The organism is Vibrio fortis (assembly GCF_024347475.1).
Taxonomy (GTDB): Bacteria; Pseudomonadota; Gammaproteobacteria; order Enterobacterales; family Vibrionaceae; genus Vibrio; species Vibrio fortis.
The window spans coordinates 1,381,773-1,396,535 of the sequence record NZ_AP025487.1 but is presented as its reverse complement, the minus strand read 5'-3'; the positions used below and the strand labels follow the sequence as shown (position 1 = coordinate 1,396,535).

Genomic DNA, 14,763 nt, shown 5'->3' with positions numbered 1-14,763 from the left:
TAATAGAGATGCCACGTAGGAGGTTATATTAACCATTAGGTCAATATAAGTTGGTGGCTATTATTATAATTTGGGGCGAGAAATTAGCATAAATTTATTAAATTACAATGAATCTGATAAAAATAATTAGCTCAGTTAATATACGCTCCATCATTAACCGTATAGACATTCTTTAAACTAGAATAAATAATCAAACCTTTGTTTGATATTTAGCCTATTCATAGAAAATGAGTCGCATTTTTCATCGCTTCTATAACAACTTACAAGGTATCAGTAGGGCAAATACCACGAAAAACCTCATTGACTGTGAATATAGTCAAATTTGGACTTAGAGAAGCAAATACGTGACAAGAGTCACACTACACCTGCACGTGAACCCACTATTCAGGCATAACACGGTATATGAGAGATAGCGTGACGAACAGGTTTGGATAACAAGTAACCTTGATACAGGCTCGCTCCATTGTTCTTGGCGAACTCATACTGCTCCAAATACTCGATACCTTCGTAAACCAAGGTAATGTTGTCGGTCAAAGATAAAGCGGCCAACTTTTTGAGTTCATTGTTCCTAAATATCTGAGAGTAAAGCAATAACTCACGACTGACTTTAACATAATGCGGTTTAATGGCAGCTACCCTTGAAAAGTCCGAGTAACCCGTTCCAAAGTCATCAATGGCGATAAGTACACCTTTATTCCTCAACTTTTCTACACCAAGATAAAATTCAACTAAATTATCAATAGGACAAGGGCTTTCCGTTATTTCTAGAACAAGTTGATTCAATTGAATATCTTCAATAAGAACCGCTATAACTAAGCTATATAAAAGCTCTTCACTTTGATAAATTATTTTAAAAAAATTAGGAAGCATATTAATAAAGAGCTTAGACTTTGAGTTATAAATACTTGAATACCTGAACCCTTTTAGGTGCATGTTCACTATCAGCATATTCAACTCTACCATTTCAACAAATGATCGAGACTCCAAATGCTCAAAAAACGTGTTTGGTGCGACTTCAATACCATTCTTTTTGACGCGGCATAACGCTTCGTGGCCATAGACATGCCCCAATTCATTGCGTAACTCTTGGTAAGCACTACTGATCACATAATTTTCAAAGCAGATCTCAAAGATTCTGTTGTTGTAATTAAACCGAATCATATTGCCCTCAGTCAGTATTTTTCTTAAAGGTAGAAAAGTCTATTCGTCCCTGAATAGGAGCCAACTTTTACGTTCCTAACGCTGTTTTAGAAGTAATACGCTACTGATGCGCCCACTACCCATTGGTTTGCACTATCAACAAGTGGAGAGTCTGCAATATCAGAGCCTAAACGAGTAAATGCTGAGGTTTGAGTTAACTCTAAGTTATCAGTCAATGGCATGACGAGTTTGTAACCTAAATTGTAAGAGAAGGCGCCATCCGCTTTATAAGCTTTACGGTTTGCTGCCACCTCGCTTTGAGTAACACCGAAATAGTAGTCTACGAAGTCTTCGCTTTTGTAATCAACGCTTGCGAAAGGCACGAACACCCACTGGTCAAGCTCCACGATAGCGGTATATTTTAAGCCTGTTTTGAAGCCTTTTGATTTACCCGTCACGTCATGTTGGAAGAACGCTGAAACAACATCGTCACCGAAATCCAAATCAATGTTTAAACCAAAATCTAAACCGACATCGCGGTCATTCATACCTTTAAGAATCTTAGCGTCATCAGATTCGTAGTGCATACCGCTGGTTTCTACAAAAGCATTCATATTGATAAAATCACTATTGCTGCCAATAAATCGATAGTTAATCTCATTAAGGTCTACATTGAAATCATCACCGTGGTAACCAAAGTTCAAAAGTGGAACTACGCTGTGTTTCTGCCCTTTAAATAGGTCGCTCGTTGTTGCGACACCAGCCTCGGCACTCCATTTACCCTCGTGTGAATAAACGTTGCCGTTACGAATATATGTCTCTGCCGCAATTGTTGTACCTGATAGTAGTGTTGCTGCCGCTGCTAAAACCCAAGTTTTCATAATTATCTCTTCGAATGTTTGATGTTTAAATGATCACCAGTGCAAGCGTACTCATTGATTACAAATTTATTAGTAGTCAATGGCGGGTAACGTTACCCCAGTACTTTGCGTGTCAAACACGTCCTCGCACTTAGTTAATGGCGGGCAGTATAGAATCGATTTATAAACTCAAAATAAACGAACGAAATATAATCCTCATTTAAAAGTTAAGTTTTTATTACAACCTAAATTAAGCAACTAAGTGAGCATTGTACTAAATATAAAACCAAGGTCATATATAGGGCGCAGTATTCCAAATTAATTTTGATTTTCTCAAAATGAGAATTAATTACTCAGTTCTAAATACCCTCTCTCATCGAATTTCCCCACATAATTAGAAATTAATAGCCCATGAATTCAGAAGTTTAAGTAAACCACTTTTATATATAACCCTTTTCTACTTGATCATAATTTTCTCATCGCTAATACTTTTTCTTAATTTGAGTGTCAATTTGAGATATCACTTTTTGCTGTATTTTCTGATTTTGGATTGTGGGAATGACTAAAACTATTTTGATAGCGACTCTGTTGGCGACTTCTTTAAATGCAATCTCGACTGAATTTCCTTCTGCAGGTACCGCGGTTATTCTCCCCGGGCAACATGAGTCTTCAACCAATCACGACGGTGTTGTATTAGCAGCCCAAGACGTGATTGATTGGGAGCTGAGCAATAGTGATCTTGTTTTCGGCTCTTATCGTGCGCCCTCCGACAACGCGCGCAGCAATACATTGGGTTACATGTACAACCAAAAACTTGAGGTTAATTCGAGTTGGGTTGAAAACGATCTTAGAAACTATGCAGAGACGAATGGCCTTAATTATGAAGACTTCTTCCTCCATTTTTCTGAAGACACGGTGATTGCTGAGGTAGAATCAACGCACGGTGAAAACACCATTCTCAATAGAAAGCCAATGATCGTGGGATACACAGTCGATCAATCACATGCAGGATTTTGGCTATACCAACAACCACCGTGGGATGCCGATATCTTTGAACACTCTGCAAACAACGGTGCTCTCTACATTTATCACTCCGAACCCTTTGATCGCTTAACGCTGAAGTTCTCTAAATTTGCGACCGGCGGTAGCTTCTCTGTTGAGTACCCTAACGGTGTCGACCAACGCGGCCAAGCTAGCCAGTGGCAAACCATGTCGATCAAGAAAGATAAAACTCTGAACATGACCAAGAACCAAGCGGTGATTTGGAACATGCCGGACGATTGGAAGCGGGCTACTACCCATGACGGTAGTGGTGCCAGTTATGGCGGAGGACAGTACTTTGGCTCTGAGTATTTAAGAGATGGGGGTCGACTGTATGTAGTGCGAATTCGATGGAATGAACCTGAACACAGACCACGTTTGGCCGAAGTCAAACTCAAAAACTCATTTCCTAGCGTTAAGCTAACAGGAGCACCTGAGACCACGCTAGACGGACGAAACATCGAAAGGTGGCGCAAAATCAGAGGCTTCGATCACGCCGCCGATATCAACAACGACAACTATTTGTCCAATGATGAATACAGAGCCCGTACGAACAAAAATGCCACCGCACGCTTTCGTTGGGAATCCCGTGTAATTCCTTTTGGCCGTATGTGGAATCAATCTTCATCTTGGGCTTTAACAAATTTAGCTAACAACGATTATCAAGAAGCTATGTCAGCTTACTACGCAGAAAATTGGGCGGAACAAGGCTTAAATGGCGCTTACAACGATGACACGAATAAGTTACTCGGCAGTAATCAGTTCTATGTTCATTCCGGCGGATATATTGATGAGCTGCAAGCGATCGCCGGCTCAGAACGAGCTGACTCTCTTTATAAGACGCACTTTTCTTCATTCTTAAGTCGATTAGCAACCGACCAACCAGGAACACTTGTTGGTTTAAATATTGGTACTGCAAATCTGTATGGTCGAAATGGGCAGTCTCACCTCATCGATGCAGGCTCTTTGTATCTCCGTGAGCACTACCTCTTCCCTACTACGGGCTTTAGTGGCTATGCAGGGATATCAAAATTTTGGGATAACTCAGCATTAGCATACTCTGGTAAAAGCGTTATTTTCCAAGCCACTACACGATACGGACGAGTCCAGTACTTTGGCAATACTCAGGAAAACTGGCTACAGGACCAATATTCAGCACTGGCCATCTACTACCTCAACCATCACACGGACCGCAGCTACTTTAACCAGTGGAATAGCAGTTATCTGTATGGAAGTCATAACACCACCAGTAATAATTATTACACCAGTGGCATTGCTAAAAACATCGCTTACCAACCTACTTCGTTATTGAAGGTGGATATAGGTGCGCCTTCAGGAGAAATACCAAGCAATCACAATGCGATTCCTCTCATGCTATCGACATCGACACCTTATGCAGTCGATTACACCATTGTCGGCGATAGTTCGATGAGCAAGTTAGTACATCAAGATTTACCAAATGGTATGGCTCATCTCATGCCTACTCATACTTACTTCGCTTACCAATCAGAGAATCAAGTCGTGAGTGGCGGCCCAGAAGAGATGGTGCTCGCACGTCAATTTGAAAAAGGGTTAGTACTTTACCGAACCGATTTTCACGGTCGAAATCCGAGTTACTTCTCAGAACCTTTAATTACGATTCAACTCGGTCAACAGATGAGACCCGTAGATGCGGACGGGAAGCTGGGAGAGCCAGTAACCGAAGTTCAAATCGGGGGGTACCAAGGTCTAATATTGATCAACGCAGAGTAAGTAACCACACCCTTCTTACAAATAAAAAAGCCTCTTGTCACATCGAACAAAGAGGCTTTTTCTCTGAGTATTACTCTGTCTTTAGGGTGAGTAATCAGTCATCAAACAGTAAATTAATCGCTATTGAGAGCATCACCAATCCAGTAATCGGAGCAATAACACCAACCGCAGAGCGCTCTATGTATGGGAGGTTCTCTGCAATCAACAATCCCCACTCTGGCTCTGGAGGCTTCGCTCCCAAACCAATAAAGCTTAAAGAGGTTAAGCTCAACGTAATCACCGGAAGTCTTAACAGCGCATGTCTAATCAATGGCGGCAAAACATAAGGGAGCAAATAATAACGCAATACTCGTAGACGACTGGTTCCCCAAACCGGGGCTAAATGCGTATAGGGCTGAGCCTTTGCTTCTAACACTAAGCTTGAACAATGTGCAGCCAATGGTGCCCAAGACACTAACACAATGGCAATCAAGGCACTATTTGGGTTCATTCCCGTTAAGCCTGCGACCAACAGACCCGCTACGATATAAGGGACAGCTTTAGTGATCTCTATAAGCCCTTGGCTATATCGAGTCACAAACCCAAGCAGCAAACCAATCACTAAACTTAGCAAGGTCGCCAATATTCCCATCTTCATGGTAGAGAACATCCCTCCTCCCACTCTCGCCAACAGATCACGGCCGACAGCATCTGCACCAAAAGGAGCGTCAAGACTCGGTGCAGCTAAACGAGAGAATTGAATTAAGTAGGGATCACGGAGTAACGCCCAACCAGCACAGCCGATGAGCAAGGCGAAGATGATAACGCTAGCAATTCTCTTAGTTCGGCTCTGAGTGAAGCGAAATGTACTATGGCTGCTGATCAGTTTTCCGCTAGTCGCACTGTGCCCGAGCAAAGCTCGCTGGATCATGATACTGATGCTACTCACCAGAATCGAGAACGCGAGCAACACCAATAAGCCACCTTGAAGCAGTGGAAGGTCTTGCGACTTTGCCGCGCCAAGAATCAAGCGACCAATACCAGGTATTGAGAAAATTTGCTCTACTGCTACTGCTCCACCTGTCAAACCAATCACAATCATGGCTAACTGTGGGATAAGGTTGCTCAGAGCTCGCCACAACGCAAACCTCAAAATCTGAAATTTGCTGATGTTGGCGGAAAGCCAAGTGATCACCCAAGGTTCATCAAGAACTCGGATCAGACTGTCGTTCAACAAACGACTAAACAATCCGCTTGCGGGCAATGCTAGAGCCAGTGTTGGGAGCCAAAGATTTTGAGTACTTGTCCAGCCATAAGGAGGAAACCACCCTAACCAAATTGCGAACACCAAAATAAGTAATGACGCAATTACATACTCGGGAAGTGACACCAACATAGAACTTAAGCTGTTGTGCTGAGTATCAAGCTTATTTTGCTGCCAGCGATGGATGGTAAACAGAACATTGATAAGGCAGAACACAAGTGTCATAGACAGTGCGCAAACCATCAAAAACAGTGACGTTTTTGCCGTCGATTGAACGCTCTGCATCACCGGAGAGCCATCTACCCAAGAGACACCAAGGTCGCCTTGAACCGCCAACGCTAACCAGTCCCATAAACGCTCCATTGCTGAGCGATCGAGTTGCAAATCTGCACGAATGGCTTGAAGTGCCTCTGGGGTCATCAACTGCTGAGCACCCGCCCGCGCACGCAGGATCGCCTGACTGGGGTCAATCCCAGCGATATCAGGCATCAAGCCAACAAGAACAACTACCACGCTTAGCGAGGCCAAGCGCGATAGCCATGGCATACAAACGCCCCAATTGAGGCGTATGTTAGCAACCAATGACATTGAGTTAGTTAACCTCAGTAAACTGGTCGATCAATCGACGTTCACGCGGGTCGCGCTGTGCGTTTTTCACTCTGTCACTTTCACCTTGAATAACGCGTTCATGCAATAGAGGAATAGCCGCATATTGGCCAAGAATTAGGTTTTCAGCTTCAATGATCGCTTGTTGACGCAGTTCACCAAGAGGTTGGCGGTCTGCATGATCTAGTGCTGCATCCACTTCTTCAGAACAGAATTGACCTAGATTGAATGAACCATCACAACTGAAGTCACTCTGCATGTAAGCAACTGGGTCACCCGAATCTAAGACGGTTGCGCGAGATAAGATGAAGGCATCAAACTTACCGGCAAGTGCATCATTTTCAATTTGAGCATACTCACGAACGTCCAGTTCGACCACAAAGCCCGCCGCTTCTAACTGTTGCTTTAGGAGTACTGCCACTTCTGGTAATTCAGCACGATCAGTAAAGGTACCAATGGTAATTTTCTCACCGTTAGCCTCACGAATCTCCATTGTTTCCATACGAGGATTTTTATCACGAACAGGAGCAGCCCATGCCAGCGCTGGACCTAATAAACCTTTAGCAAGGTCAGCATGGTTTTCATAAACCGTTTCAATGATCTGCTCACGATTCACCGCTTGACCAACCGCTTTACGTAGAGCAAATTGGCTGAACACTTCAGACTGGTTGTTCAAGTAAAGAGTGTTAGTACGTGGCATCGCAACTTCATGCAGTTGCGATTGATCCATCATAGCGATTTGTGAAACAGGCACCGCTTCCACAACATCCGCTTCACCCGTACGCAAAGCAGCAGCGCGAGCAAAACCGTTTGGAACATATTCCGCTAAGACGTTTTCAACTTTTGCTTTCTCACCCCAGTAGCCATCAAAGCGGGTTAGTTTTGCACTCGTCGTCCCATTAATTTCAGTCAGAATAAATGGGCCTGTACCCGCTTTGATCGAATTCACTCGACCATCTTCTTGGTACGCAGCAGTCGATAGAATAGAAAGCTGTGGGCTTGATAGGCGACTTGGTAAAAGAGGATCGTTAAACGTTGTTTTAATTTGTACTTTAAAGTCACCAATCGCTTCAACTTGCCATTCAATACCATCAAGGATGCGTGGCTTCGGTGCTGCACCTAATGCTTTTTGAAGTGAGTTAACGACAACCTCAGCGTTGAGATCGGAACCGTCATGGAACTTAACGCCTTCACGTACGGTGAAAGTCCAAGTCATTGGATCGACTTGCTCCCACTCTGTCGCCAGCATGGGCTCGGCCACTGATTGGTCGCTCAAGTTAACCAATGTTTCAGCGGTGCTCCAACGAGAAAGCTTGAATGCATCGTCAGACAAAGGCGAAAGCCCCGTTCTTGGTGGTTGCATCATTGCAACACGAATTTCTGATGATTCTGGAGCTGCTGAAACTTGAGCGTCTTGTTTCTTTTCTTCAGAATCGAAACAGCCTGTTAGCAGTGTACTTAACGCTAACGCAACGGCTAACTTAGGCGTATTTAGGTGCATACGAAACCTCTCCAATGGTTTTTGTGAATTCATAATTTGTTTTCTGAGCTCTCAATAAAGCTTGAGTTGTCATATGTTTGGGTTGATTCATCACTTGTTTAGCATCGCCATATTCTGCGACTTGGCCTTTATCGAGCACTAAGATCTCGTCACACAGCGCTTCGGCTGCATTCAAGTCATGAGTCACCAAGATCAGTCGCATTTGGCGGCGCTGCTGGATGGATACAAATAAATCTAGGATCTGCTGTCGACTCACTGGATCTAAGCTACTGGTTGGCTCATCGGCGACGAGTACACGAGGTTCAACAATCAAAGCGCGAGCAATCGCCACCCTTTGGGCTTGTCCAACAGAAAGCTGCCTTGAGGGGCGAGTTAACAATGATGGGGTTAACCCAACATCTCGCAACGCATTTTCAATTTTCTGCTGTTTATTATCGGTGAGACCCATGCTGACAAGCGGTTCTGATAAGATCTGTTCTACCGTGTAATAAGGATTCAAACTCGATTGCGGCTCTTGTGGGATGAGCTGGATGTGCCGATACAATGCTCTGCGCTGTTTATCCGAACTTGATGAGAGTGGTTGACCACAGATATACACCTCTCCCGACGTAGGTCGACGCAAACTAAAAAGCAGCTCAATCAATGTAGATTTACCTGCCCCAGATGGCCCAACAATCGCTAAGTTTTGTGTCTCGATGCTGAGGTTAAGTTGATCAAGGGCCTTAAACGGCTTCCCTCCAAGCCAAGCAGGCTTTGAGTAATAGTGTACATTCACATTTTCAAAGCGAACTTGTGCCGACAAGGGTTGAGTATGATTGTGCATATGAAGACTCCGACTCAGAACTACGGAAGCAGTTGAGCCAGTTGCTGGCAGAACTCGTGATTGCTTGAGGTAATCGCCTCTCTCGGTGATCCGTATGTCACCATGGTGCCTTCCGCAATCACCAACAGCTTGTCGCAAGCAAGAGCTGCCGATAAATCGTGAGTAATTAACATCCCGCCAATGTTTCTCTGTTGGATACTGTTTCTAAACAAGGTGAGAATCTCTGATTCGGTGATTGGATCAAGAGCACTGGTTGGCTCGTCTGCAATCAGTAGATTGGCTCGTCCAAGCAAAGCTATAGCAATGCAGATACGCTGTCTTTGACCACCAGAAAGCTGGCTTGGGTATTGCTTTAACGCTGTCTCAGCATCATTGAAGCCAAGTTGTTCAAGCAATGCAGTCACGGTTTCTTTGTTAGTTGAATTGAGCCGAGCCTTGTTGCCAGTCAATGACAAGCTCAACTGTTGCTCGACCGAAGCCAATGGGTTGAGCGCTTGTAGGGCATCCTGAAAAATAATCGCAGGCCTTTGTGCCGCTTCTCTTTGCAGCATTGCTTGAGAACCAACCTCTTTACCATTAATGAAAACCTCTCCATGAGCGGAGACATCCTTTGGCAAAAAACCCGCTACCGCTTTAGACAGCATTGACTTACCAATCCCAGACGGCCCCATAACCGCAAGCACTTCACCCTCGGCAAGAGTAAAAGAGATATTGCGAAAAAAAGAGTGGCTAGAATCTGAGATTTGAAGTTCGTTTACGGCGAGTATTGATTGTGTATTCACGACAGCTTGACTTGTAATGGTATAACATAACAATACTATCATGGAGGTTTGGTTAAGAAAACATCTCGTAAGGGGTAAATCAGGCTCTTTTTCTAGGGTTGAGAAAAAAGGACAAGTTCACCTGCCCTTTATTTGTTATGGAATTTCAATAATACGAGACAAATACACTCAATTTATAAATGATTGACTACAAACACTTTTCTCGTACTTGATGAATGGATGGGTATAGGAAAACAAAACGTCCAATATAAAACAGCGTAAAAGCAAACCATAAACCATGATTTCCCCAGTATGGTACGGCTAAAAACTGCACCACTAAAAACACAAGCAAAGTGATAAAGCTAGAGTTCCTCACCGGTTTGGTCGTGCCTGTACCAGTGAAAATGCCATAGAACGTTAACCCATAGCCCGCCACTAGTGGGAATACCAGTAGCCAAGGGCTCATTGCGAAATACAGAGTGTTCAGCTCCGGTAGCGTGGTAAATAACATGACGATTTGCTCTTTAAACACAAAAGTTAAAAGAGACAGTACGACAATAAATGCTGTGGTCCATTGAGTGTTTAACTTAATCACACTATCAAGCAACTTAGGGTTCTTCTGCCCTACCGCTTTACCCGCAAAAACACTAGAGGCATTGGCCACACCATCGAACATATAGCTAACGATGAAGGTCACTTGCATCAGTATTGCATTCGTCGCCAATACATCAGGCCCAAGTTGAGACCCAACCCGTGCCATCATGTTGAAGAACACCAAAATACAGATAGTACGCAACAGCAAGTCCATATTCGAAGACATGATCACTTTTAAGTCTTTCTTAGACATTTTCGCTGTGGTTAGGTGATCGAACAGTGAAAATTGACATGACCTCAAGACAAAACCAACACCGATAGCAAATGTTGTAATTTGTGCAATCAGTGTAGCAGCCGCAACACCTGCAATGCCCATATCGAAATATAAGACGAACACAATATCTAGTACGATGTTTAACACGTTACCAAACACTTGGGTAAACAAGGTTTCTTTGGCTTTGGCTTGTCCCATCAACCAACCAATAATGGTGTAGTTCAACAGCACAAACGGCGCACCGTAAATCATAATATCGAAGTAAGCCTTGGCGTTTTCACCGACAGCGGCATCAGGAGAGATGATCCACTCGGCTCCTACCCAAATCAATGACTGCAACGCAATGAAAATGAGTCCAACACACAAGGCCAATATAAACGGACGAAATAGACTACTCGCCTGTTCTGAGTGACTATTTTTGCCAAGAGCAATGGCACTCTGCCCCGTCGTACTGACACGGAAAAAGCCAAACAACCAATACAAGGTATTCATGATAACGGTGCCAATTGCCACGCCACCAATCAATTCCGCAACACCAAGTTGGCCAATGACAGCAGTATCTACCGCTCCAAGCAAAGGTTGCGTAACAGTCGAGACAATAAAGGGAAAAGCAATCTTAAAGTAATCTTTATGAGTCAGATTCATTAGGGTTTAACTCGGAACAGTAGTGAGTTGAAGTAAAAAAAAGAGCCTACGTAATTCGAGGCTCTTACTTTCTCTGGTAGAAACTTATAGTGATGGAAGGTAACACAGCCAAGGAAAAGCAGTATTTACCTAAATCAAGAAAGCACCCAGATGATAAAGTTAATGATAACCAATATCAATTACTAATATTGTCTGACATCTACTCTGTGCTTATCAAGACTTAGGTAGCTTTAACTGATAGATCTTCTCAGCTTTCGTCCCCAATAACCAAAAGCTCACCGCTAGAATCGCGAAGAACAAGGCCTTGTGCATACCTTCCCATAGGTACTCGAAAAAGCGACTATAAAGATTGAGGAAGATGAACACCAAAGCAACGCCCTTGGTCATGTCGTCATGATATTTGAGGCCAAAGTAAAGTGCCATCAGCGAAACCACCAGCAACAAAACTGACCAATACAGTACCGAGATCTGCTCTATGTCTAACCAAACACTAAAATCGGCATGATTTCCAAAAATGGACAGCAGCCAAAGCGAAAAGAAGAAATAGAGCAAACCGACAAACTTAGTCACGCTCTCAAATTCCATCGCAGCGCGAATTTTTGGCAAGACGTAGAGACTAGCCACCAGCAACAAGCCTCCAAATAACGCAAAACGCAGTGGATAGTTCATGCCGAAGTAGTAACCGTCGCTCTGAATCTGATAGGAGTGAAAACCAAACCAAGCCCCCAGCGTTATCAAGGCAAATATCCAGACTGTTTGCGAAGGCAACCAAAGTCCTATCAAGCCATAGATCACAGCGGCAAGTAAAATGAGTGGCGCAAGGTTCTCTGTTTCTATCACCTTACCCAGGAAAAAAATCGACAACGCAGTACTGATCATCCCAAGAACAAACAGCGCTTCATTGGCTAAGACTTTGCTTGGATACAGTTTCTTTCTACGGATACCGAAAATATAAAAGCCCACAGCTCCCGCTAAAAAGAACAGGCTCTTTGCAAGTTCCGGTGCGGTGAAAATGCTCTTGAACAGTTCTATCAACCACTCATCAAACACAAAGGACAAGGTCGCCAAAACTACGCATGTCACAGCGATAGTAAATGAATAACGAGCAATCTGGGTCCAATCGAAAGCCGACACCTCAAAGGTACGAGTAAGCTTGTCATGCTCTTCCTGTGTTAAAACGCCTTGGGATTGCCACTCATCGAGCGCGTTACCAATAATTCTGCGTTCCTTCTTAGACACTTTCATGCCTACCTCTCTCTAATCCGATATTCGCGAGTCAGAATTCTAATATCTCACTCTATTATGGTTTAAGAGTAACATGGAGTCTCTGTCTGGGTAGATTGCACACAAATAAAATCTTGGTTTTTAAGATCTTTAATGATTATGAAATCTCACGAACAGAGGAAGTAAGAGCTAAGAAATCGAAAGATTGGAAATGATTAAAACAGAAGAGAATGAACTGAGAGGTTATGTTTTAAGCGTAAGTATAAGGCATAATTACTGACGATTAAGTCAGACAAATAAACAACCCTACTCATGAGAGAAAAGGAAGAAAAATCCTCATGAGTAGGGTTTATTTGTATTACTTCTCTAGCTTAGTGAAGTAATCAAATAGTACAGGTACGTCGTTTTGACCTAGGCCTGCATCAACTGCAGCTTGTAGGCTCTTAGAAGTACCTTCAGCAATTAGAGACTCAGTACCCAGGTCAGAAACCATCTCTAGGAAGTAACCAAGGTCTTTGTTCGCGTTTGCTACTGAGAAACCTAGCTTCTCTTCGCCGTCGACTGCGTAGAACTTACAGAACTGCATGAACGGAGAGTTAGATGGACCTGCAGACATGATGTCGAACAGTTGTTGGCCATCAACACCAGCCAGTTTTGCAACTGCGAATGCTTGAGACATTGTCGCTACAGTTGTCATACCCATGAAGTTGTTTACAAGCTTAGTCACGTGACCTGAACCTAGAGCACCTAGGTGGAATACGTTTTCGCCTTGATCATCAAGAACAGGTTTAACCTTGTTGAATGTTTCGATGTCGCCAGCAGCCATGATATTTAGCAGGCCATCTTTAGCGTGTGCTGGTGTACGACCTAGTGGTGCGTCAATCATACCTGCGCCTTTCGCTGCAAGGTCTTCACCAATCTTGCGAGTTGAAGCTGGGATAGAAGTACCGAAGTCAATCAGTGTTGCACCTTCTTTGATGCCCGCTAGGATACCTTCATCACCGTAAACTACTTTTTCTACAACAGCAGACGTTGTAAGACATAGCATTACGATGTCGCTGTTTTCCGCAAGTTCTTTGCCAGAAGTTGCTTCTTTTGCACCACGAGCTACACAAGCCGCAACTGCTTCTTTGTTAAGATCCATAACGTTTAGCTCATAACCACGTTTTTGTAGGTTCTCAACCATGTTGCCGCCCATAAGACCAAGGCCAATGAAACCAATGACAGGTTTTGTCATAACTAACTCCTATACTCAAGTAATGTGTTATTGTATGATTATATTATATTGGTGCAAAACCTATTGTGCAATGACCTTAAGTAAGAATCTGTGATCAACTAGACGTATTAGGCTTATCATGGGGTATAAATCAGACAATATGTCAGTTAATAGTCAGACTAATTGCGACTTTTGACAATAAAGTCTAATTACGCATTGGTTTGATCTCTTTCTCTTCTCCTTTCTGTTAGTTTTAATTCTCAAACCAAACACAACAGACAATAACAATGAAAAAGATATCTTTATTACTCGCTTCTATCGCTCTTGCTGCCAGCGGATCAGTCGTCGCTGACCAATTGGAAGACATCCAAGAGTCAGGCATGCTACGAGTCGGCACAACGGGTGACTACAAACCTTTCTCTTATTTCGATGGCAAAGGCTACTCAGGCTACGATATTGATGTTGCCAAACACATAGCCGACCAACTGGGTGTTGAACTTAAGCTTGTGCGTACTAGCTGGAAAGACCTATTAACGGATCTTGAAGCAGATAAGTACGACATTGCAATGGGGGGAATCACTCGTAAGATGCAACGCCAACTTGCTGCAGAGCAAACTCAAGGCTACATGACTTTTGGTAAATGCTTCCTTGTAGCCAAAGGCAAAGTCGACCAATTCAACACCATAGATAAAGTGAACCAGCCTTCTGTAAAAGTGGGCGTTAATATCGGTGGTACTAACGAAGCATTTGCTGACAAGCATCTACAACAAGCGAGCTTTACTCGATACGAAAACAACCTGGATGTGCCCAAAGCGGTTGCAACGGGTAAGGTTGATGTCATGGTGACAGAAACACCAGAAGGCCTGTTCTATCAAGTTACCGATGAACGTTTAGAAGCGGCACGTTGTGAGACGCCATTTACCAATAGTCAGTTTGGTTACTTGATCCCAAAAGGTGAACAACGCCTATTGAACACCGTTAACTTCATTATGGACGAGATGAAGCTCAAGGGTGTTGAAGATGAACTACTACAGAAAAACTCTTTAAAGTAGTCTCTCCTTTTATTAAAAAATTAAACGCCGA

The 14,763-nt window shown here is 43.4% G+C and carries 11 protein-coding genes; 2 read left to right on the top strand and 9 right to left on the bottom strand.

What is annotated here, in order from left to right; all coding sequences use genetic code 11:
* Positions 1-384: 384 nt before the first annotated feature.
* Positions 385-1,107 carry an EAL domain-containing protein gene (locus tag OCV50_RS06200; protein WP_261903988.1) on the bottom strand — a complete coding sequence of 241 codons (723 nt, stop codon included), beginning with the start codon at positions 1,105-1,107 and terminating at the stop codon, positions 385-387.
* A gap of 140 nt (positions 1,108-1,247) precedes the next feature.
* Positions 1,248-2,021, bottom strand: coding sequence for a MipA/OmpV family protein (locus tag OCV50_RS06195; protein ID WP_261903987.1), 774 nt, complete (start codon positions 2,019-2,021; stop codon positions 1,248-1,250).
* A gap of 537 nt (positions 2,022-2,558) precedes the next feature.
* Between OCV50_RS06195 and OCV50_RS06190 the strand changes: the two genes are divergently transcribed.
* The gene (locus OCV50_RS06190; protein WP_261903986.1) at positions 2,559-4,793 is read left to right on the top strand and encodes a hypothetical protein; all 2,235 of its coding nucleotides are present in this window, start codon (positions 2,559-2,561) and stop codon (positions 4,791-4,793) included.
* Between the two features lie 94 nt (positions 4,794-4,887).
* Here OCV50_RS06190 and OCV50_RS06185 read toward each other — a convergent pair whose 3' ends face one another.
* From OCV50_RS06185 to OCV50_RS06155, 7 genes are all read right to left on the bottom strand, one after another.
* Positions 4,888-6,624, bottom strand: a complete 1,737-nt coding sequence (locus tag OCV50_RS06185) for an ABC transporter permease subunit (RefSeq protein WP_261903985.1) — start codon at positions 6,622-6,624, stop codon at positions 4,888-4,890.
* 4 nt (positions 6,625-6,628) lie between these two features.
* Positions 6,629-8,143, bottom strand: coding sequence for an ABC transporter substrate-binding protein (locus OCV50_RS06180; RefSeq protein WP_261903984.1), 1,515 nt, complete (start codon positions 8,141-8,143; stop codon positions 6,629-6,631).
* Positions 8,124-8,984: an ABC transporter ATP-binding protein gene (locus tag OCV50_RS06175; protein ID WP_390905145.1), complete on the bottom strand. Its 861-nt coding sequence runs from the start codon at positions 8,982-8,984 to the stop codon at positions 8,124-8,126. The genes OCV50_RS06180 and OCV50_RS06175 overlap by 20 nt, the downstream gene beginning before the upstream one ends.
* A gap of 2 nt (positions 8,985-8,986) precedes the next feature.
* Complete coding sequence (locus tag OCV50_RS06170; protein ID WP_261903982.1) at positions 8,987-9,748, bottom strand: ATP-binding cassette domain-containing protein; 762 nt, start codon at positions 9,746-9,748, stop codon at positions 8,987-8,989.
* A 187-nt stretch (positions 9,749-9,935) separates the two neighbouring features.
* Positions 9,936-11,240 carry an MATE family efflux transporter gene (locus OCV50_RS06165; RefSeq protein WP_261903981.1) on the bottom strand — a complete coding sequence of 435 codons (1,305 nt, stop codon included), beginning with the start codon at positions 11,238-11,240 and terminating at the stop codon, positions 9,936-9,938.
* A 213-nt stretch (positions 11,241-11,453) separates the two neighbouring features.
* On the bottom strand, positions 11,454-12,485 hold the full coding sequence (locus tag OCV50_RS06160) for a hypothetical protein (protein WP_261903980.1): 1,032 nt from the start codon (positions 12,483-12,485) through the stop codon (positions 11,454-11,456).
* A gap of 337 nt (positions 12,486-12,822) precedes the next feature.
* On the bottom strand, positions 12,823-13,701 hold the full coding sequence (locus OCV50_RS06155) for an NAD(P)-dependent oxidoreductase (protein ID WP_239840756.1): 879 nt from the start codon (positions 13,699-13,701) through the stop codon (positions 12,823-12,825).
* A gap of 266 nt (positions 13,702-13,967) precedes the next feature.
* Here OCV50_RS06155 and OCV50_RS06150 point away from each other — a divergent pair, with 266 nt between their 5' ends.
* A complete protein-coding gene (locus OCV50_RS06150) occupies positions 13,968-14,732 on the top strand; it encodes a transporter substrate-binding domain-containing protein (RefSeq protein ID WP_239840755.1) in 765 nt (254 codons plus the stop codon).
* Positions 14,733-14,763: the final 31 nt, after the last annotated feature.

Bases quoted from the DNA above. Each gene is read 5' to 3' on its own strand.
- OCV50_RS06195 (WP_261903987.1), bottom strand. From the start codon at position 2,021: ATGAAAACTTGGGTTTTAGCAGCGGCAGCAACACTACTATCAGGTACA.
- OCV50_RS06190 (WP_261903986.1), top strand. From the start codon at position 2,559: ATGACTAAAACTATTTTGATAGCGACTCTGTTGGCGACTTCTTTAAAT.
- OCV50_RS06185 (WP_261903985.1), bottom strand. From the start codon at position 6,624: ATGTCATTGGTTGCTAACATACGCCTCAATTGGGGCGTTTGTATGCCA.
- OCV50_RS06180 (WP_261903984.1), bottom strand. From the start codon at position 8,143: ATGCACCTAAATACGCCTAAGTTAGCCGTTGCGTTAGCGTTAAGTACA.
- OCV50_RS06165 (WP_261903981.1), bottom strand. From the start codon at position 11,240: ATGAATCTGACTCATAAAGATTACTTTAAGATTGCTTTTCCCTTTATT.
- OCV50_RS06160 (WP_261903980.1), bottom strand. From the start codon at position 12,485: ATGAAAGTGTCTAAGAAGGAACGCAGAATTATTGGTAACGCGCTCGAT.
- OCV50_RS06155 (WP_239840756.1), bottom strand. From the start codon at position 13,701: ATGACAAAACCTGTCATTGGTTTCATTGGCCTTGGTCTTATGGGCGGC.
- OCV50_RS06150 (WP_239840755.1), top strand. From the start codon at position 13,968: ATGAAAAAGATATCTTTATTACTCGCTTCTATCGCTCTTGCTGCCAGC.